The organism is Mangrovibacterium marinum (assembly GCF_003046625.1).
Lineage (GTDB): Bacteria > Bacteroidota > Bacteroidia > Bacteroidales > Prolixibacteraceae > Mangrovibacterium > Mangrovibacterium marinum.
In genome coordinates, this window is the sequence record NZ_QAAD01000010.1 from 1 (window position 1) to 19,688 (window position 19,688).

General features: G+C 46.7%; 14 protein-coding genes. 5 read left to right on the plus strand and 9 right to left on the minus strand.

The window, feature by feature from the left end; all coding sequences use genetic code 11:
* The first annotated feature begins 589 nt into the window (after positions 1-589).
* Positions 590-2,548 carry an ABC-F family ATP-binding cassette domain-containing protein gene (locus C8N47_RS10775; RefSeq protein ID WP_107822572.1) on the plus strand — a complete coding sequence of 653 codons (1,959 nt, stop codon included), beginning with the start codon at positions 590-592 and terminating at the stop codon, positions 2,546-2,548.
* A 206-nt stretch (positions 2,549-2,754) separates the two neighbouring features.
* Positions 2,755-3,519, plus strand: coding sequence for a 23S rRNA (guanosine(2251)-2'-O)-methyltransferase RlmB (gene rlmB / locus C8N47_RS10785; protein ID WP_107822573.1), 765 nt, complete (start codon positions 2,755-2,757; stop codon positions 3,517-3,519).
* On the opposite strand, the gene C8N47_RS10790 is transcribed toward rlmB, so the two are convergent.
* Positions 3,509-3,976 carry an Lrp/AsnC family transcriptional regulator gene (locus C8N47_RS10790; protein ID WP_107822574.1) on the minus strand — a complete coding sequence of 156 codons (468 nt, stop codon included), beginning with the start codon at positions 3,974-3,976 and terminating at the stop codon, positions 3,509-3,511. The genes rlmB and C8N47_RS10790 overlap by 11 nt on opposite strands.
* Before the next feature lie 341 nt (positions 3,977-4,317).
* Between C8N47_RS10790 and C8N47_RS10795 the strand changes: the two genes are divergently transcribed.
* Positions 4,318-5,658 carry an ammonium transporter gene (locus C8N47_RS10795; RefSeq protein WP_107822575.1) on the plus strand — a complete coding sequence of 447 codons (1,341 nt, stop codon included), beginning with the start codon at positions 4,318-4,320 and terminating at the stop codon, positions 5,656-5,658.
* 239 nt (positions 5,659-5,897) lie between these two features.
* Here C8N47_RS10795 and C8N47_RS10800 read toward each other — a convergent pair whose 3' ends face one another.
* Both C8N47_RS10800 and C8N47_RS10805 read right to left on the minus strand, forming a co-directional pair.
* On the minus strand, positions 5,898-6,380 hold the full coding sequence (locus C8N47_RS10800; protein WP_245915705.1) for an Lrp/AsnC family transcriptional regulator: 483 nt from the start codon (positions 6,378-6,380) through the stop codon (positions 5,898-5,900).
* Between the two features lie 215 nt (positions 6,381-6,595).
* A complete protein-coding gene (locus C8N47_RS10805) occupies positions 6,596-7,861 on the minus strand; it encodes a mechanosensitive ion channel family protein (protein WP_107822576.1) in 1,266 nt (421 codons plus the stop codon).
* Positions 7,862-7,933: 72 nt separating this feature from the next.
* Between C8N47_RS10805 and C8N47_RS10810 the strand changes: the two genes are divergently transcribed.
* The gene (locus C8N47_RS10810; protein WP_107822577.1) at positions 7,934-9,211 is read left to right on the plus strand and encodes a M64 family metallopeptidase; all 1,278 of its coding nucleotides are present in this window, start codon (positions 7,934-7,936) and stop codon (positions 9,209-9,211) included.
* Between the two features lie 166 nt (positions 9,212-9,377).
* Here the strand turns inward: C8N47_RS10810 and C8N47_RS10815 are convergent, their stop codons facing one another.
* The 4 genes from C8N47_RS10815 to C8N47_RS10830 form a co-directional block, all read right to left on the minus strand.
* A complete protein-coding gene (locus C8N47_RS10815; RefSeq protein ID WP_170111368.1) occupies positions 9,378-9,965 on the minus strand; it encodes an LOG family protein in 588 nt (195 codons plus the stop codon).
* A gap of 110 nt (positions 9,966-10,075) precedes the next feature.
* Complete coding sequence (gene gyrB, locus C8N47_RS10820; RefSeq protein ID WP_107822579.1) at positions 10,076-12,046, minus strand: DNA topoisomerase (ATP-hydrolyzing) subunit B; 1,971 nt, start codon at positions 12,044-12,046, stop codon at positions 10,076-10,078.
* A gap of 341 nt (positions 12,047-12,387) precedes the next feature.
* The gene (locus C8N47_RS10825; protein ID WP_107822580.1) at positions 12,388-14,163 is read right to left on the minus strand and encodes a TonB-dependent receptor; all 1,776 of its coding nucleotides are present in this window, start codon (positions 14,161-14,163) and stop codon (positions 12,388-12,390) included.
* A 34-nt stretch (positions 14,164-14,197) separates the two neighbouring features.
* Entirely contained in the window at positions 14,198-17,260 is a 3,063-nt protein-coding gene (locus C8N47_RS10830) for a tetratricopeptide repeat protein (RefSeq protein WP_107822581.1), read from the minus strand.
* A 157-nt stretch (positions 17,261-17,417) separates the two neighbouring features.
* On the opposite strand from C8N47_RS10830, the gene C8N47_RS10835 reads away from it, so the two are divergent.
* Positions 17,418-18,140 (plus strand): cell division ATP-binding protein FtsE, encoded by a 723-nt coding sequence (locus C8N47_RS10835; protein WP_107822582.1) that lies wholly within the window; start codon positions 17,418-17,420, stop codon positions 18,138-18,140.
* Between the two features lie 59 nt (positions 18,141-18,199).
* Here the strand turns inward: C8N47_RS10835 and C8N47_RS10840 are convergent, their stop codons facing one another.
* Both C8N47_RS10840 and C8N47_RS10845 read right to left on the minus strand, forming a co-directional pair.
* On the minus strand, positions 18,200-18,388 hold the full coding sequence (locus C8N47_RS10840; protein WP_107822583.1) for a hypothetical protein: 189 nt from the start codon (positions 18,386-18,388) through the stop codon (positions 18,200-18,202).
* A 158-nt stretch (positions 18,389-18,546) separates the two neighbouring features.
* Positions 18,547-19,659 carry a glycosyltransferase gene (locus C8N47_RS10845; protein ID WP_107822584.1) on the minus strand — a complete coding sequence of 371 codons (1,113 nt, stop codon included), beginning with the start codon at positions 19,657-19,659 and terminating at the stop codon, positions 18,547-18,549.
* Between the last annotated feature and the right edge of the window lie 29 nt (positions 19,660-19,688).

The following is a 19,688-nucleotide window of genomic DNA, read 5'->3' on the forward strand; positions in this document are numbered from 1 at the left end:
GTACAAAACAATAATCGAATTTGAACAACTAAATAATAATCAAAGAATAGCAGCGTAGCGCTTAACTAGCCGTACAGTTTTTTGTTGCATATCCAGATCAACGGATTATTGGATATTCAAACTACTGGATTGATGGATTGATGACTCACGTCTCACGTCTCACGACTCACGTCTCACGACTCACGACTCATGACTCACGTCTCACGTCTCACGACTCATGACTCACGTCTCACGACTGCTCACCGATCACTCAAAGGGCAGCTTCTTGTTGGTTTCTTCGGGCAGTGTCCAATGAAATTCTTTAGATGTTTCTGTTATCTTTGCACTTCAAATTTTGGGGAATCCCGATTCATCGGAATTAACCGAGGGAACGAACTTGCAAGATGGTGACTTCTTCTAATTCAACCCCTCCAAACCGTTCCGTTAATTAGCGGATGGCTAATGGTTTCCTTCCGGGGATTTCGGGGGGGGAAATTGAGATTGACTTAAAATTTGATTGTTTAGGAAAAGTACTTTGGAAATACGCTACGCGGCGGAGATGATCCATAGGAGGAAGAACAAAAGAGACTCAATATTTAGAAAAGGGCTTATGATTTCAGTAGATCAATTAGTGGTAAGTTTTGGTGGCTTCGATCTGTTTAAGGGGGTGTCGTTTCTGGTGGCACCGAAAGATCGGATTGGCTTGACGGGAAAGAACGGCGCCGGCAAATCGACCTTGTTGAAGATTTTGGCCGGCAAACAATTGCCCTCGGAGGGAACGGTTTCGTCGCCTAAGGATACGCGTGTCGGTTATTTGCCCCAGCACATGGTGGTTGATAATACGAAAACGGTATTTGATGAAACCAAAACTGCTTTCGATGAAATTTTGAGCCTGAAAGCCGAAATTGACCATCTGAACCACGAAATAGCAACCCGCGAGGACTACGAGTCGGACAGCTACATGCAGCTGATTAACCGGGTGACGGATCTGAACGACCGCTACCTGATGGTTGGCGGAACAAATATGGAGGGCGAAATTGAGCAGACCCTGAAGGGATTGGGTTTCGAGCGGAAGGACTTCACGCGGCAAACCTCGGAGTTTAGCGGCGGATGGCGGATGCGCATCGAGCTGGCCAAAATACTGCTCCGCAAACCCGACGTGTTTTTATTGGATGAGCCAACCAACCACCTCGATATTGAATCGATTCAGTGGCTGGAAGATTTTTTGGCCAACTACAACGGGGCGGTGGTTTTGGTATCGCACGACCGGGCTTTCCTGGATAATGTCACCAACCGTACCATCGAGATTTCGCTGGGCAAAATTTACGACTATAAAGCAAACTATACCCGCTATCTGGAGCTTCGTAAGGAGCATCGCGAGACGCAGCTGGCGGCTTACCGCAATCAGCAAAAACTGATTGAGGAGACCGAGCAGTTTATCGAGCGCTTTCGGTATAAAGCCACCAAAGCGGTGCAGGTGCAGTCGCGCACCAAGATGTTGGAAAAGCTCGACCGTATTGAGGTGGACGATGAGGATAACTCGCGCTTAAATATTAAGTTTCCGCCGGCGATCCGCTCGGGCACCATCGTTGCCGAATGTAAGCACCTGTCGAAAAGTTACGGCGATTTAGAGGTGTTGAACGATATTGACCTGATTATTGAACGGGGCGAAAAAGTGGCTTTTGTGGGTAAAAACGGCGAAGGTAAAACAACGCTGGCCCGCGTTATCCTGGGCGAACTGGAACATACCGGCGAGCTGAAGATTGGGCACAATGTGAAGGTGGGCTACTTTGCCCAGAATCAGGCGCAAAAGCTGGATGAAAACTTAACCGTGCTCGAAACAATCGACCAGATCGCGGTGGGCGATATCCGAACCAGGATCCGCGATATTCTGGGGGCATTTATGTTTTCGGGCGAGGATGTGGATAAGAAGGTGAAGGTGCTCTCGGGCGGAGAGCGTATGCGCCTGGCCATGATTAAGTTGATGCTGGAACCGGTGAACTTTCTGGTGCTCGATGAGCCGACCAACCACCTGGATATTCGCTCGAAGGAAATGCTGAAAAACGCCCTGGCCGACTATGATGGTACCGTGTTGGTTGTGTCGCACGACCGCGAATTCCTCGACGGCCTGGTGAACTGTGTGTACGAGTTTAAGCACAAAAAGGTGAAGCAGCACCTGGGGGGCATCTACGACTTTCTGCAAAAGAAAAAGTTGGAGTCGCTGAAAGAACTGGAGCAGAAAACCAAGCCGGGAGCCAATAACGCCGCAAAGACTGTTGTGGCCGCACCGGCCGCCGACGATAATAAGCTGAGTTACGAAGAACGAAAGGAAATTAATAAGCAAATCTCGCGACTGGAGAAATCGGTTGAGCAAAGCGAGAACGATATCGCTCGAATTGAGGACGAGATTGCAACGATGGATCAGCAGATGGCCAATCCGGAAATGCTGAACGATGCTTCAATCTTCGAGAAATACGATCAGCTGAAACAGGAATTGGAAAAGGTAATGGAACAGTGGACCGAATATACTGAAGAGTACGAAGGCTTGCTGAAACAGAAAACCTGGTAGCAGGTGAGTCTCAGTCTCAGTCACAGTCTCAGTCTCAGTCACAGTCTCAGTCTCAGTCACAGTCACAGTCACAGTCACAGTCACAGTCACAGTCACAGTCACAGTCACAGTCACAGTCGCGAACTTTGAATTTGGGATTGTATATTTGAAACCTGAAAGCTGAATTTCGGTATATCAAAACGCATAAATATTAGTAAAAAACATACATGAGAGAGCAACGACAACAGAAATCGGACGATATGATTTTCGGCATCCGTGCCGTTATTGAAGCCATCAACTCGGGTAAGGAAGTTGATAAAGTGTTATTGCAAAAAGGCGAACGGGGCGACCTGTTTAAAGAAGCTTTTGATCTGATTCGCCAGCATCAAATTCCATTTCAATATGTGCCGGTTGAAAAGCTGAACCGCATTACGCGAAAGAATCACCAGGGGGTGATCGCCTTTATTTCGCCGGTTAGCTTTTACGATATCGAAAACCTGTTGCCTGGTTTGTTCGAGGAAGGTAAGAATCCGGTGATTCTGGTGCTCGATCAGGTGACTGATGTGCGCAACTTTGGCGCCATTGTTCGTACGGCTGAATGTGCCGGTGTGCATGCCGTGCTGGTTCCCGATAAAGGGGCCGCGCGGATTAATGCCGATGCAGTGAAAACATCGGCCGGTGCCCTGCATCTGATGCCGGTGTGCCGCACCCGCGACCTGAAGAAGTCGGTTTTGTTTTTGCAACAATCCGGACTAAAGGTGATTGCTGCAACCGAAAAATCATCCGAAAACTATATTAAATCCGATTATACAGGGCCGGTGGCCATTGTGATGGGCTCGGAAGAATTTGGAATCGATCGCCAGATCCTGGATTTGGCTGACGATCGTGTTCAAATTCCTATTCTGGGGAATATCCAATCGCTGAATGTGTCGGTAGCTGCCGGCTTGCTGGTATACGAAGTGGTGCGGCAGCGTGCCGAGCTTAATGATTGATCGGCACCTGGCGTTTGAAGGATTCCTCGAGTGAGATGAAGGTTTCGGTACTTGATATACCGGATATTTTCTGAACCTTGTCACTCAGGATTTCTTTCAAATGCTCGTTGTCGCGTGCGTACACTTTTAGCCATATTGCGTATGCTCCGGTGGTGTAGTGGCACTCAACAATTTCGGGGATGGCCTGAAGCATTTTGGCTACATCATCATAAAATCCTCCTTTTTCGAGGTAGATACCAACATAGGTGCATGTTTTGTAATCCACTTTTTTCGGATCGATATGATAACCCGAACCGGTAATAACATTCATCTCGATCATCCTGTTTACACGCTGATGAACGGCTGCTCTTGAAACACCCACCTCGGCGGCTACATCTTTAAAGGGGATACGGGCATTCTTGGTGATAATATCAAGAATGTGTAAGTCTATCTGATCCAGATTATTTCTTAAGGTCATAATGTGAAAATGTAATTGATATAATACGGCAAAAGTAAGCATTATTTAGCAAATCGAAATTATCCTTGGTAGTATTCTTTCAAAATGATTTATTTTTTCGATTCCGCACTCGTTTGGTATAACTTTCAGACTATCAGTTTTATACTGTGCTTAATCGGGGCTGATGGTCTTTAGGTACTGATAAAAGTCAGCAAAAAACGGCACAATAAGTTCGCAAAATTTTGCATGTAGTTTTAAAATGCTATTTTTGCCGATGTAAAAGTATCAAATTGATATATGGCTGAAGATGTATGATTTGAACTTCTCTCACTAAATTGTAGGATTCTTAACTAACTGACATTATGAAAAATGCTAATCTAAGTTGGCTTTTCATTCTTTTGCTATTGATCGTCGTCAGTATTGTCGGCGTTTTTGTACCTAGCGGATTTGGAGGGCTTGATGATCCCAATATCGTTACCGGCGATGTTGCGTGGATGTTGACTGCGACAGCATTGGTGTTGTTAATGACACCGGGGCTGGCGTTTTTTTATGGCGGAATGGTAAATCCCAAGAACATTCTGTCGACCATGTTGCAGAGTTTTATTGCCATGGGATTAATCAGTGTTGTATGGGTAATCGTTGGCTTCAGTTTAGCCTTTGGCGATAGTATTGGTCCCGAGGGCTTCGGGCTGTTTGGTAACCCGGCGACTTTTTTCATGTTCCATAATGTATGCGGGAATACCGACCCGAATTTAAGCCCGACCATCCCCTTGGCGCTATTTGCCATGTTTCAGTTGAAATTTGCGATTATCACCCCGGCGTTAATCACCGGGTCGTTTGCCGGACGTGTTCGCTTCCGGGCCTATATGCTGTTTATGGTTTTGTTTATCATCTTCATTTATGCGCCGCTGTGTCACTGGACCTGGCACCCGAATGGTTTTCTTCGCAACTGGGGGGTGCTCGATTTTGCGGGCGGTACCGTCGTTCACATGTCGGCTGGTTTTGCCGCGCTGGCAGGAGCAATTTTTCTGGGTAAACGCAAAGATTTCGGCACCGAACTGAAGCCTGCCAACATTCCTTTTGTGTTGTTGGGAGCCGGTATGCTTTGGTTTGGCTGGTTTGGTTTTAACGCCGGTTCGGCTTTGGGTGCCAACTCAACAGCTGCTTTAGCTTTAATGAATACCAACACCGCATCGGCCGCGGCCATGTTAGCTTACTTGTTTTACGATATGGCTAAAGGGAAAAAACCATCGAGCATGGGGGCTGCCATTGGCCTGGTTGTCGGCTTGGTGGCTATTACGCCGGCTGCCGGTTTTGTGAATGTTGGCTCTAGTTTAATTATTGGCGTTATTGCGGCTATTGTGAGTAATATTGCCATTGAGTTGCGGTCGAAAACCCGCCTGGATGATACGCTCGATGTATTTCCGGCACACGGGATGGGCGGTATCGTCGGTATGCTGTTAACCTCTGTTTTTGCCGAAGATGTTGGTCTTATTCATGGCGAAACAACCACCTTTTTGTATCACTTATTAGCCTTGGTTGTGGTTGCGTTGTTTACCTTTGGCGGAGCCATGTTGATGTATAAAATTACCGACATGATTCTGGCTATGCGTGTATCGGCCCAGTCCGAGAAAATCGGTCTGGACTTAAGTCAGCACAACGAATCGTACGACTTTGAATATAAAAGCGACACGAAGCTTTAACGAGTCGCTCTTTTATATGCTCGAAACTCCCCACTGTCTCCGGGGAGTTTTTTTATGCCTGAAAGTTAGCCCATGCACAGAGTTGAAGCCGCCGGATCATCAAGAGGCTTTAATGATGTTTTTTAGATGACAAGCCGGCAACTTGTGATAACCCAAGGTGCCCGACTTTCATTTCTGCTCAACCGGGCAATAAAAAAACCGTTCATTGCTGAACGGTTTCCTTATATGTTTTAGTGGTATTACTTGATGGCTACCTGCCGTTTAAAATCCATCTCCAGTGAAATGAATGTTTCGGTACGGGCAATACCTTCAATTTCCTGAAGTTCCTCGTCGATCAGCTTCTTGAGGTGCTTGTTGGTTTTTGTTTGAATTTTCACAAAAATTGCATACTGCCCCGTTGTGTAGTGGCATTCAACAATTTCCGGAATCTTGCGTAAAGCTTCGGCAACCTGTGTGTGGAATTTGGCTTTTTCGAGATAAACGCCCATATAAGCACAAGTATTGTAACCCAGTTTTGCCGGATTGACAACAAACTCGCTGCCCGAAATAACCCCCAGGTTTAACAACCGCTGAACACGCTGGTGTATTGCAGCTCCTGATACGCCGCATTCGCGGGCTACTTCAAGGAACGGAATACGTGCGTTTTTGGTAATTAGGCGCAGGATTTTTTCATCCAGCTCATCGATTTGTGGTAGGGGTTCTATATAATCTTGATTCATCATTTATTTTGATATGAAATTCGAATATTTCCTCTTAAAAATACGATAATTAATAAATAATCATTCTCTTGTTACCGTAATTTGTAATTGAATCTGTTGAAAAACTGAAAATTTGAAATTTGCTTCTTTTTAAAACGGGGCAAATGTAGAACAATTTTATGGATTTCTAAATGATAAAATATGGACAGTTGAAAAAATTGTCCGCTATTAGGACCGAATTAATTGGTTGCCTTGAAACAATTGGCCAGCTGGGTAATATCGTAGCCGCTGGGGCTTTGATATACCCGCAGGTCGAATTCGGGCAAAATAGCCAGTACATGATCAAAAATATCAGCCTGTATACCTTCGTAGTTTGCCCATCGCTGATCTTTGCTGAAGACATATATTTCGATGGGCAGCCCCGAGTCGGTGGGCTGTAAATGACGAACCAAAAAGGTCATCTCCCGGTGGATGTTGGGGTTTTGCTTCAGATAAGCATTCAGGTAGTAACGGAAAATTCCCAGGTTGGTCTGCCGCCGGCCATTGTAAACATCACCGTCCTGAACATTCAGCTTGGCATTAAACTGTTTGATGTCTTCCTGTTTGTCCGCAATATAATCTTTCAATAAGTAGAAACGGCTTAGTTTTTCCAGCAGCTTTTCATCGGCAAAACGGACACTTTTCATATCCAGGTTGATGGAGCGTTTTATGCGTCGGCCACCCGACTCTTCCATGCCGGCCCAGTTGTTAAACGACTCTGAGACCAGAGCATAAGTTGGAATTGTGGTGATGGTTTTATCCCAGTTTTGCACTTTAACAGTTGTGAGGGAGATGTCGATTACGGTTCCGTCGGCTTTATGGCTGGGCATTTCAATCCAGTCGCCGGGCTTAAGCATTTTGTTTGCTGAGAGTTGAATACTGGCCACGAAGCCTAAAATTGAATCTTTAAAGATTAACAACAGTACGGCAGCCATGGCTCCAAGTCCGGCAAAAAGGCCGAGAGGTGATTTATTGATAAGAATGGCGATTCCGAAAATAACGGCAACAAAAATGGTAAAGATCTGCAATAGCTGTACGTAGCCTTTAATCGGTCGGGTGGCAGCGTAGGGTGTGGTCTGGTAGATGTCGTTCACTGCGTTGGCAAAGCGAACAGCGACCATGGTGAAAATGAAAACAAAATAGATTCGAGAGATCACCGATAAGCTGTAATCAACGACAATAAGCTCCGAGAAGCCGCTGACGGCATAAATCATAAAGGCCGACGGCAAGTGAGCCAGCGCACTGAGTACCTTGCGTTTGATCAGGAAATCGTCCCATTCGGTTTTTGTTTTCTGGAAAATTTTGTTGATGAATGACAACAGAATTGCTCTTACCAAAAGTTGGGCTAGTAAAGCGGATATAATCAGGATGATAACCGATATTGTTGTTCCAAACGCAGTGGCCCACTGAGTTGATATGTTTAGGTTCTCGAAAAGGGCAATAAGCCAATTATTCAATTGTTTCATGCGTTGTGTTTTTGCTAAAGTCGAATTTTTATGAGTATTTTATCATTCGAAAATAGATAAAAACCTGGTATTATGACACGTTTTGTATGGATATTGCTGATGCTGGTATGTCCCTTCGGGCTGAAGGCCCAAATTTCTTTTGACAAGTATTTCGAAGCACGTACGCTGCGGATCGATTTCACCCTGGCCGGAAATGATGAGCAAACGGAGCTCTTTCTGGAACAAATGAAGAGGCAAGGCGAATGGGCGGGATCGCACACTCATCTGGTTGACGAGGAGAACTACGGCAATTTTCGGTATCAGCTGAGGGATCCCCAGAGTGGAGAGGTTTTATTTTCACGAGGCTTTTGTTCCTTGTTTCAGGAGTGGCAAACGACCCCGGAGGCTGCCACACTCAGTCGAAGTTACTATCATGTGGCGTTGATGCCGTTCCCGAAAAAGAAAGTTAAGTTTGTTGTGGAGATGCGGACCTGGGAAGGCGTATTTAAGGAATTGTTGAATCTGGAGGTGAAGCCGAACGACTATTTTATTGTCGACGAAAAAGGCGCTGGATATCCCGTTATTCCGGTTATGGAAAATGGCCCCCATGCGGAAAAAGTCGATCTTGTATTTTTAGCAGAGGGCTATCAGGCTGATGAGATGGATAAGTTTCAGCAGGACATTAAACGTTTAACCGACTATCTTTTCGCGATGAAGCCCTACGATAAGCATAAACAGGATTTTAACCTGTACGCGGTGTTGGTGCCGTCGGCCGAGTCGGGTACCGATGTTCCCGGGAAAGGGGTGTATAAGAACACGGCCTTCAATTCGAATTTTTACACCTTCGATGAAGCGCGCTACCTGACATCGAAAGATTTAAAAGCGATACATGACGCCGCTTCGGGTGCTGTTTATGATCAGCTTTATGTGCTGGTGAACTCGGATACCTATGGTGGAGGTGGTTTTTATAATTATCTGAATTTGACAACAGTTGACAACGAACGCTCACCGCAGGTGTTTGTGCATGAGTTCGGACATGGCTTTGCGGGCCTGGCTGATGAGTATTACAGTTCGTCGGTGGCTTACGATGAATTTTATAACCGGAAGGTGGAGCCTTGGGAACCGAATATTACGACTTTGGTTGACTTTGACCGCAAATGGAAATCGATGATTGAGGCTGACATACCGCAGCCGACACCCCGCGTAGCCAGGTACGATGGCGTTGTGGGGTTGTTTGAAGGTGGTGGTTATGCCGAGAAAGGAATTTACAGCCCCGTGATGGACTGCCGGATGAAAACCAATGAGGCGCCCGGCTTTTGCCCGGTCTGCAGTCGGGCGATTGAAAAAGCCATCCAATCGTACAGTGAGTAGTCCGGAAAATAAGACCTGTCATTGTTCGGTGTGAGCCTTGGGCGAAAGGCTGAAAGTGGCAGGATAAATGCCGATAGACAACTGAAGCCTTACTTCAATGCTAATCGGTGTAAAAAAAGAAAGCCCTGAATTAATCTGATTCAGGGCTTTCTTTTGCAGGATGTTATTATTTGCCGTTGGTGGGCACTTTGTACCACTTATTGATTGGGGTGGGAGGGGTATAGTCTTGTAAATACGCCATCGCTTCGTCGCTGGTGTTGGCAATAAAATACAAACTGCGGTACGATGCCTTTGCGAAGTTTTCGTCGAACGAGCGATCAAATTGCCGGAACAGATCATCGTAGAACCCATTAGTATTCAGGAATACAATTGCTTTGTTGTGGTAGTCCAGCTGTTTCAGGGTGATCACTTCCAGAATTTCCTCCAGTGTGCCGAATCCTCCGGGGAGGGCAATGAAAGCGTCGGACAGGTCGCGCATCAAGGCTTTGCGTTCCATCATATCTTTGGTAACGTGCAGTTCGGCGGCATGCTCTGAAACAAGCTGATGGCCTTTCAGTTTTTCCGGGATGATACCGATGGTGTGTGCACCGCTTTCGGCGGCTTTCTCGAGCATCTCGTGCATGAGCCCTACGTTGGCACCTCCGTTAATCAGCGTTTGTTTATTTTGGCCGATCAGTTTTGCCAGCTTGATGGCTTCGCTGAAATACGCTTGGTCGAGCGCATTGCTGGACGAAGCAAAGACACAAATCTTCATTTTCTTTATCGTCTTGAGTTGTGAAACAAGGGGCTTGAGTAAAAAGAAGAGAGTCATGAGTCCGGAGAGTTTGGTCCCGTTACTCATGACTCTCAGCTCGCAACTATTCGTTAGGCATCGATGTTTGCATAAACAGCGTGATCTTCGATGAACTGGCGGCGAGGTGGAACCTCATCGCCCATCAGCATACTGAAAACATGATCGGCTTCGGCAGCATTTTCAATCGTCACCTGTCGTAAGGTGCGGCGCTCGGGGTCCATAGTGGTTTCCCAAAGCTGCTCGGCGTTCATCTCACCAAGACCTTTGTATCGTTGAACGTGTACGCTCGATTCTTTTCCTTCGGCCCATTCGTTAATCAGTTTGAGTCGTTGTTGTTCTGTCCAGGCGTACTCTTCTTTTTTACCTTTTTTCACCAAATAGAGTGGTGGTGTGGCAATGTACAGGTAACCACTCTTGATCAGGTCTTTCATGTAGCGGAAGAAGAAGGTCATAATCAGAGTGGCAATGTGGCTTCCGTCCACATCGGCATCGGTCATGATCACAATCTTGTGGTAACGTAATTTCTCGAGGTTAACGGCTTTCGAGTCTTCCTCGGTACCGAATGTTACGCCCAGGGCGGTGAAAATATTCCGGATTTCTTCACTCTCGAGAACTTTGTGCTGCATGGCTTTCTCCACGTTCAGGATTTTACCGCGCAGTGGCAGGATGGCCTGGAAGCGGCGGTTACGGCCTTGTTTGGCTGTACCACCTGCTGAGTCTCCCTCGACCAGGAAGATTTCGCAGTTTTCAGCATCGCGATCCGAGCAGTCGGCCAGTTTTCCGGGCAAGCCACCGCCGGTCATCACGGTCTTACGTTGAACCAGCTCGCGGGCTTTACGGGCGGCGTGGCGTGCTGTGGCAGCCAAAATCACCTTGTTGACAATCGCTTTTGCCGACTTGGGGTTTTCTTCCAGATAGTTGCTCAGCATTTCGCTTACGGCCTGGTCAACCGGCAAGCTTATTTCCGAGTTCCCCAGCTTAGTTTTTGTTTGTCCCTCAAATTGAGGCTCCGCAACTTTCACCGAAATAACGGCGGTCAATCCCTCGCGGAAGTCATCACCGCTAATGTCGAATTTCAACTTGGCAAGCATGCCGGTTTGCTCGGCGTAGTTTTTCAGCGTACGTGTCAGTCCGCGGCGGAAACCGGTCAGGTGAGTACCCCCTTCGATGGTGTTGATGTTATTAACGTACGAGTGAATGTTTTCGTTGAACGAGGTATTGTAGTGCAGGGCAATTTCTACCGGCACTTCTCCTTTTTCGGATGAAATATGGATGGTCTCGTCAATCAGTTTTTCGCGGGCAGCGTCCAGATATTCCACGAACTCTTTCAGACCGGCTTCCGAGTAAAAAACTTCGCTTTTATACTCTCCGTTTTCATCTTGTTCGCGGAGGTCGGTCAGGATTAACCGAACGCCGGCATTCAGGAAGGCCAGCTCCCGTAAACGGGCCGAAAGAACATCGTATTTGTAAACAGTCGTCAGGAAGATGCTGCTGTCGGGCTTAAAAGTTACGGTTGTTCCGGTGTCTTCCGCTTCACCAATCACGCGTGCGGCATACAGCGGCTTTCCAATGCTGAACTCCTGCTCCCATATTTTCCCCTCGCGGTGCACTTCGGCTCTAAGCAGGGTCGACAGTGCATTCACACAGGATACACCCACCCCGTGCAAACCTCCGGAAACTTTGTAGGTGTCCTTGTCGAACTTTCCACCGGCATGCAGTACGGTCATTACCACCTCAAGTGCCGATTTGTTTTCTTTGGAGTGCATCTCCGTAGGGATACCACGACCATCATCTTTGACCGTGATTGAGTTATCTTCGTTGATTAAAACTTCAATATTTTTACAATAACCGGCCAGTGCTTCGTCAATGGAGTTGTCAACCACCTCGTATACCAGGTGGTGTAAGCCTTTTTCATTCACATCGCCGATGTACATGGCAGGACGTTTCCGCACTGCCTCCAAACCTTCCAGTACCTGAATACTGTCAGCTGAATAATTGCCATTTCCGTTACCGTTTGCTGGCTTATTTTCTAATTCGCTCATTTATTAAATGTTTGGTTTTCCATTAAATAATAAGTCCGGCAAGCCTTGGCTTTTGGGACTGCTTTTGGGGAGGATGTTTGACTGTTGTTTTTATCCTCCGTGTTTTTGGGGAAGTGTCTGATTGATCGTGGATTACCTTGGTATTTCCAGTCGTTTGTTTCCGCTCCCGCATTAACACGCAAATATAGCAAAAAATGTCCTTTTTTATCCAGTTTTTTTCAGTTGAAAGACTAAAGTTTTCAACAAGAAATGGAAAATTAAAAAACAGAAAATCAGTTGATTAATATTCCGGTAGCTGAAAGGGTGACATTCCTTTCTATTTGTCTGGTTTTATGGGGTTGTCAGAACGAAAAGCTAATTCCGGCCATGATGCTGAAATTCTGATTGGTGTAGCCCGGGTAGAACTCATATTTTTGGAAAGCGAAATTGTTGATCCGCCCCCAAAAGCTCAGGTTCGGCTTGAACTGGTATTCTGCGCCGACGTTTAGGTCGATGATGGCATCCATATTTTTAAGTTCGGTGCTTGTTGTCGGCGTCGGGAGGCTCGGGTCGTCCATATCGGTATGGGTTGTTTCGGTCAGGGCTTTGCGCGCACCGATGTAGTACAGGTCGACTGTGAATTTGAGTGGCCCCTCGGGCTTGAAGAACAGCGAGGCTGATGATTCGAAGTTCGGTTTGAGCCAGGCCTCCTGCAGGTGGTCTAAGGTGTAGGAGTGATATTTTGCCTGAATGCGGAAATCGAACTCCTGGCCGAAGTTGTAAAAGAGCTCTCCGCCGATGGTCAGCTGTTTGAGCTTGTCGTACAGAACAGCAAAAGTGTTGTCCCGATAACGGGCTGTGTTTGCATCTTCGGTAATTTCGCTATTGCGGAGGTAATAAAAATGTTCGTCCTTGATGCTGGCATAGCTGGCATTGAAATTATAGCTGAACTGCGGTAAGAATTTCCCTTTGAGGCCACCGGTCAGAATGTATTGATGCTTGGTGTTACGGATGTTCTGATCCGGTCGGATAAATGGATTTTCCGCAGCGATGGCCGAATAATTGTTTGGCTTTAAATAACCATTGAGGCCAGCATACAGCGTTAAAATATCGGCTGTGTAGGCAATATTTATATTGGGAGCAAGCATATAATCGGCATCCTCATTTTTTTCGAAGACGGTGTAGCTATTTATCCCCAAGGTAAATTTCAGCACTTGGGAGTCGAACCTGGCCGCCGGATTAACCTTCACAATGGTCATGTTTCGCTTAAAGCTTGTTGTTGCATTAGGTTGAAGAACACTGTCGGCCGAGCTGTAGCTAATTCCTGCATCCAATACGCCTTCCATGAGGTCGATAGGAGCCGTAAAATGTCCATCCCATTTTACAAGTTGTTCATTTTGGCCGGTTTTCGTGTCCATATACTGGTAGGTTAATCCGGTGTTGAAATTTAGCGGGGCTCTGGGATCGTATTTTTTAGCGTACGAAATAGACAGTCCGCCTTTTGGGAAGGCTTGTTTCTCATTCCATCGCGAAAGATAGGCCGCTTTGTTTTCGTCGCTCATTTTTTCGCCGGTGTAGCCATAGTAGCGGAAGGATTTGTGCTCGAAAAAGAGTTTTGTTTTCAAGCTACCTTTCCGAAACTGGTTGTTGATAAAAAGTTCTGCCAGGCTTTCGTTGTCGGGGGCTTTCACTTTGTCGCCATTGTCCAGTTTTACTTTGCCGTTCGAGAGATCAGCTTTCAGGTGCACGCCCAGTTCAGTTGACCGACTGGCTTGCGCATTATAGAAAAACTCTCCGTACTGGCTGAAATAGTTGCCTACTCCCAGCTTTAGCAGTCCTTGATTTAGCGGCTCTGCCGGCTCCGGTTTCATGCGTGCTGCTTCAACGGGGTGAATGCTAAACGTGGTTAGCATGGGCTGGGTTTTTATCTGGTAGTCAAAGGCCGGCTTGTCGGTTGTTGGTTGACTAATGACCGGCCGTTCATTAATCTTGTAGGCGTCAGAAATCGTCGGCTTGTAGGCTTTTACAACTTCTACTTCCTTGTGTAGTTTCGTGCTATCTTGTTGTGCCGATACCGGTAGTAGAGCCAGGCCAAGCAGTCCGGTCAGTATGATGTGTTTGTAATATGTTGGTCTCATGTCTGTTTAATTTGTTTGCGGTGAACTGTTTACATTAATTCCGGCCTGGGTCTATTTCCATCGGCTCGGGTTTTTGGCTTTGCTGCTGTTTTTCCAGGCTTTCCAGATGTTGCAGCTTGCTTTTTGCCAGATCGATGATGCCATCGTTCGGTTCCGGATAATTTTCAACCATGCTCATTAAAGTGTGCTTGGCCTGGAATTGGTCGCCGTTGGCCAGGTAAATGTCGGCCAGCAGAATAAAACTCTTGGCCAACCAGTACTGGTGGGGCGTATTTTGTTCGATGAAGTTCATGATCACATTTTCAGCTCGTTTGGTTTTGTTCTGGTTGAACAGAATTTCGGCAGTCTGGTATTTTGATTCCGCACCTTCGGGGGTTTGTGTGTCTTCGGCAATACTGGTAAACAGCGGAAGGGCGTCCTTGGCGTTGTTGGTTTGCAGGAACGACTTGGCTAGTTTGAAGTTTGCTTCCTGTTTTTGGCGTTCCGAAAGATTTTCCAATGCCAGCACCTGTTGGGCGGCATTTTTACATTCTTCAAAATTACCGGTTTGGTACAAGCAGCGCATGATGCCGATTTTTGCTTTCTGCATATTCCATTTGTTGCCCGAGTTTACTTCCAGACGTTTGTAGTGCATGAGTGCCTGTTCGTAGTTGGCCGCATTGTATTGCAACTCTGCGGCACGTCCAAGGGCCGGTTCGGTAAATATGTTGTCCGTTCGGTCCAGTACCAGTTCATAATCGTGTAAGGCAGCCGAATATTGGCCTTCGTTGTATTTGGTTTCTGCCAGATAAAAACGGGCATTCAAGCTAAAGCTGCCGGTGGGGTAGTTTTGCAGATAATACTCCAGTTGTTGGCGCGCTTTCTGATCCTTGCTCATCACCAGTCGCTCGGCGGCCATATAAGTCAACGAGTCCTGCTCGCTTACCGTAACCTGCACGTTCGACCCTTTTCGGTTGGCATAATCAACGTAGGCATCAACATTATTCATTTCTACATAGTTGTTTTTTATCCCCAGCATGGCCGCCTGAGCTTCCTCGCTGTCCGGATAATTTTCAGCAATCTGCTTGTAGTAGTTCATCGATTGCTTATAGTCCGACTGGTTGTAACTGATTAGTCCCAGTTGTAAAAGCGCTTTGGGTCGATAGCCGCTCTGCGGGTAATTGTTCAGCAGCTGGTCATAGTACGAAACTGCGGTCGGAAGTTGATTCTCGCGCTCGTAGGTCCTGCCCAGTTCATACAGGGCATCATCGGTATAGGCCGAGCCAGGATACTGGCTCAGCAAGCTTTTCAGACTGCTAATTTTTTGTTGTGGTTGCCGCTGAACACCTTCACTCATGGCCTTCTGGAAAAGCGCATAATCCGCGTCGTAATTATCGAGCTCCAGTGCGTTGGCGTAGTTTGCCTGCGAGCTTGCAAAGTCGCGGTTGATATAGTTACAGTCGCCCAGCCGGTTGTGAGCGTCTGCCAGTTTTTCATCGTTGGCCGGAGCTGTATGTATAAATTGGTTGAAGGCGGCGGCTGCCTGGCTGTAGTTTTTCAGTTTGAAATAGGCGTAGCCCAGGTTGTAGTTGTAGCTGCGGTATTCGGGAGTCGACTGGGCTGCCGGCATCTGGCTGAAACGCTCGTAGCCGGCAATTGCAGCTTCGTAGTTTCCTAAACGATAGTTGCTCTCAGCTCGCCAGTAGGTCGCCTGAGCTTTCAGACTTGGGTTGAACTCACCGTTTTCGAGTGATTTGTCGAAGCAGGTAATCGCATCGGTATACGCCTGGTTGTTGATGAGTTCCAGTCCGCGGTAGTAGCTAACCCGCTGGTACGCTTCCCGTATGGCCGGATTTTTCACCTTAATTTTTTCAATGCTCGTCATGGCATCTTTAAAATTGCTGGTGCTCATATAAACCTGAACCAGGTAATTGTAGGCGGCATCGTTGCGCGTCGAGCTGGGGTATCGGCTGATGTACTTATCGAAGGCGTTGATGGTCTCGTTGAAGGGCGAATAAGACAGTTCGTAGGTGATTTTTGCGTAGTTGAAAAGTGCATCTTCCTGAATGTTGGCATCAAAATTCATGTCCGAAGCTGCTTCAAAAGCAATGCGTGCTTTGTTTTTGTTATCCGTGTGGATGTAGCAGTCGGCCAGATGGTAATAGGCATTTTGAGCCATCTCATCTTTTCCGGCTGAGGCATACTCAAAAGGAGTTATGGCCTTGTTGTATTGTCCGGTTTGATAGTAGCAATACGCAAAAAGATAGTTTTCGTCGCGCTGGCGGCTGTTTGTATTTTCGAAATAATATTCCAGGTGGGGGATTGCTTTGCTGAACTGTTGCAGGTGAAAATAAGAGCTACCGATAATTTTTTCCAGCTCCGGTCTTTGCTTTTTATCTGCTTCGGCAAGCAGTGGCTCGGCAAAGGCGATCACTTGGCTGTATTCGCCCCGCATATAGTAGATTTGAGCCATGTAAAACGGGATGACAGGAGCAAAAGCCGGGTTTTTGCTTAAACGCTTGAAGGCTTCCAGAGCGCTGTCGAAATCTTCGTTTATGTATTTGATGTGTCCCCAGTAGTAACAGGCTTGATCGGCATAAATTGAATTGCCATTGCGCAGCCGGTTGAACTCCTGTTCCGCCTCATCATATCGGTTTGTTTGAAACAAGGAATAGCCATTTTGATAGCTTATTCGATTCCGGTCGGTGGGTGCAAAACTGTAACGGGGTAGCTTTTGGTAAACACGGATCACCCTGGCATAGCGGCCGTCGCGAAACCAGGCATTGGCCAGCTCAAAGTTTGCGGTGTTGGTATAGGTGCTTTGCGGATAATTATTCAGGAAATCTTCCATCGCGCTTTCACCTGCTTTTCGGTTGGTCATTAAAGAGCAGTAGGCCTGGTAGTAGGCCGCTTCGGCCTGGGTGGCTGAGCCGGCCTGGCTTTCTTTTTCTATTTTTGCAAAATAGCTGCCGGCCGAGATAAACTGATTTTTCGAAAGCAGGTCTTTCGCTGTTTGTAAATCGGCTGAAATGGCTTGATTGTGAATTGGTTTTTGAGCAAGAGAAGTGGAGGTCGCAAGGTATATGGCTAGTGTTAATAAACCCAGTCTTGTTTTCATCGGCGGTTAATTTTATGAGTTGTAAAATTAGCATTTAAGTCAAGCACGGTACAAATATCCTGCCTGAGTTCTCAACAAATAACTGTTTATTTTTAAGCTTTATTACGGTGTTCCTGAAAAAAACTTAGTTTTGTGAAAAGCAGCTGAAAATACCATTATGCAAACCAATTCAATTATTCGTTTAACAGGAGTCGATGTTTATCAGCAAGAGAATTTAGTGCTGGCTGATGTGCAGCTGACTGTTCGTCCGGGCGAGTGGATTTACCTGATTGGGAAAGTGGGAAGCGGCAAGTCGAGCCTGATAAAAGTGTTGCACGCCGAATTGGATATTTTTAATGGCGAAGCCTGGGTTGCCGGTTTTAATTTGCGAAGGATAAAACGGAAAGAGATCCCGCTTTTGCGCCGCAAGGTCGGTGTGGTTTTTCAGGACTTCCGTTTGTTGACCGACCGGACTGTGCGCGACAATTTGGCTTTTGTGTTGAAAGCAACCGGATGGAAAAATACAAAAGCCATCGCCGATCGCATTCGCGAAGTTGCCGATTGGGTAGGCATGGCCCGCAGCTTGCAGCGCATGCCGCACGAACTGTCGGGAGGCGAGCAGCAGCGGGTGGTGATTGCCCGGGCAATATTGAATGATCCGGAAATTATTCTGGCCGATGAACCAACCGGAAATCTCGATCCGGAGACCACCGCTGAGATCATGAAGATATTTGTGGATCTGAATCGCCGGGGAAAGACAATTGTGATGGCAACGCATGATTATCCGGTGGTTGAAAAGTATAAAGCAAAAACGTTGCTTTGTGCCGATTTAAAGCTTAGTAACCCGGATAAAGAACAGCTGATATTGGATTTTTCGGACTTGACAGACGAAAAAAAATGATGTTTCAAAGGACTTTGAGCGCCTTCGAAACACCATTTTAGACGAGAAGTCCGTTGAAATTATTCCGCAGTTACCGTGTCAGGAACAGCTACTTCAACTGAATCAACAACGGCTTCTACAGAGTCAACAACAGCTTCTACGGCTTCTGCTACGGCAGGAGCTTCAACCTCTTCGGCGGGCTTGGCTTGTTTTGTGCCACAAGATGCCATTAAGGCTACAATTCCTAAAAGAAAAATAATTTTCTTCATAACAAATAGGGTTTAACTTGTGAATAATTCAGGGTAAATAAACACTTTTAACTAATAGCGAAATTATTAAAAAGAATTACATGACAAACAAATGGTTCATTTAATTCGCGAAAAACACGCAAATGTTTGCCTTGTGTAAAGATGGTCTGATAAAATGCTTATTTAATTTGCTTGAAAAGGTGTTCCAGAACATGAATTTCATTCTCCCAACATAATTCGGATGATGCTATTTTGAGCTTTTTTCGGTATGTTTTTCGTTGTGGTTCGTCCGCTAACATCTGCTGGATTTGTTCTGCCATTTCCTGCGGGGCGGTTGAGTTCAGGATCTGTCCGATTTCGTATTTTCGAACGATTTTGCTCATCTCGGGCAGGGGGCTCACCAGAACCGGGATTTGGTGTTGGATGTAGTCGAACAGCTTATTGGGCAAGGCAAAGCGGTAGTTTAGGCCCAAATCTTCTTCAATGGATAGGCCCAGATCGGCTTGAGCGGTGATGGCTGCGAGCTCCTGAAAGGGCACTTGACCCCAAAAACGAACCTTGAACTGCAAGCCTAGTTGGCGGGTTAGCAGCTGTAGTTGCTCATCCAGATCTCCCGATCCGACCAGCCACAACTGTGCTCCGTTGACATAGCGCATTGCCTGGATGGCATATTCAAGTCCTCTTCCCATATTCAGTGCTCCCTGGTATAGAATTATTTTTTCGTCGTGGGGGAGTATGCTGTGATCGATCGGGCTGTCGGTTTGCCGGCTTCGTAAAGGCAGGTTGCGAACCACTTTGAAATCGGTTCCATACATTTGGCGATAGGCATCGGCTATTGATTGCGAAACGGTGAAGGCATTTTTGAGCCTGGGAAGAATAAATCGCTCCAGTCGCAGCCAAAGCTTTTGTTTAAAGGGGCGTTCGATTAGTTCCGGAACTTGCGTGAAGTACTCGTGACTGTCGTACACCAGTTTTTTTCCGGCAATGGCGGCGGCCAAATAACAGGCTCCAAGCGTATCCAAATCGTTTGACAGAATAATCGACGCAGGTGAAAAAAGCAATTTGAAGAAGATGCGGATATTAAATTCGGAGTAGAATAGCGGTCCGCGATCAAAGAATAAACGTAGTCTCCGGGTCGGATAGCTGCGCTCCTCCAGGGGAAGGCTGTTCCGGCGAAGGCGCCCGATTAAGCGCGGAGAATAGCCCAGCGCAAGTAAGCTTTCGGCAACTTTATGAACCCGGTTGTCGGTAACCAGGTCGTTGGTGACAACAATATCGACTTTTTTAGGCATACTTGTTTTTTAGGTTTTGGCCGGGAGGG

Coding starts and splice junctions, on each gene's coding strand:
- C8N47_RS10795 (WP_107822575.1), top strand. CDS start 4,318: ATGAAAAATGCTAATCTAAGTTGGCTTTTCATTCTTTTGCTATTGATC.
- C8N47_RS10830 (WP_107822581.1), bottom strand. CDS start 17,260: ATGAAAACAAGACTGGGTTTATTAACACTAGCCATATACCTTGCGACC.
- C8N47_RS10790 (WP_107822574.1), bottom strand. CDS start 3,976: ATGACCTTAAGAAATAATCTGGATCAGATAGACTTACACATTCTTGAT.
- C8N47_RS10840 (WP_107822583.1), bottom strand. CDS start 18,388: ATGAAGAAAATTATTTTTCTTTTAGGAATTGTAGCCTTAATGGCATCT.
- C8N47_RS10800 (WP_245915705.1), bottom strand. CDS start 6,380: ATGATGAATCAAGATTATATAGAACCCCTACCACAAATCGATGAGCTG.
- C8N47_RS10845 (WP_107822584.1), bottom strand. CDS start 19,659: ATGCCTAAAAAAGTCGATATTGTTGTCACCAACGACCTGGTTACCGAC.
- C8N47_RS10815 (WP_170111368.1), bottom strand. CDS start 9,965: ATGAAGATTTGTGTCTTTGCTTCGTCCAGCAATGCGCTCGACCAAGCG.
- gyrB (WP_107822579.1), bottom strand. CDS start 12,046: ATGAGCGAATTAGAAAATAAGCCAGCAAACGGTAACGGAAATGGCAAT.
- C8N47_RS10835 (WP_107822582.1), top strand. CDS start 17,418: ATGCAAACCAATTCAATTATTCGTTTAACAGGAGTCGATGTTTATCAG.
- C8N47_RS10775 (WP_107822572.1), top strand. CDS start 590: ATGATTTCAGTAGATCAATTAGTGGTAAGTTTTGGTGGCTTCGATCTG.
- C8N47_RS10805 (WP_107822576.1), bottom strand. CDS start 7,861: ATGAAACAATTGAATAATTGGCTTATTGCCCTTTTCGAGAACCTAAAC.
- rlmB (WP_107822573.1), top strand. CDS start 2,755: ATGAGAGAGCAACGACAACAGAAATCGGACGATATGATTTTCGGCATC.
- C8N47_RS10825 (WP_107822580.1), bottom strand. CDS start 14,163: ATGAGACCAACATATTACAAACACATCATACTGACCGGACTGCTTGGC.
- C8N47_RS10810 (WP_107822577.1), top strand. CDS start 7,934: ATGACACGTTTTGTATGGATATTGCTGATGCTGGTATGTCCCTTCGGG.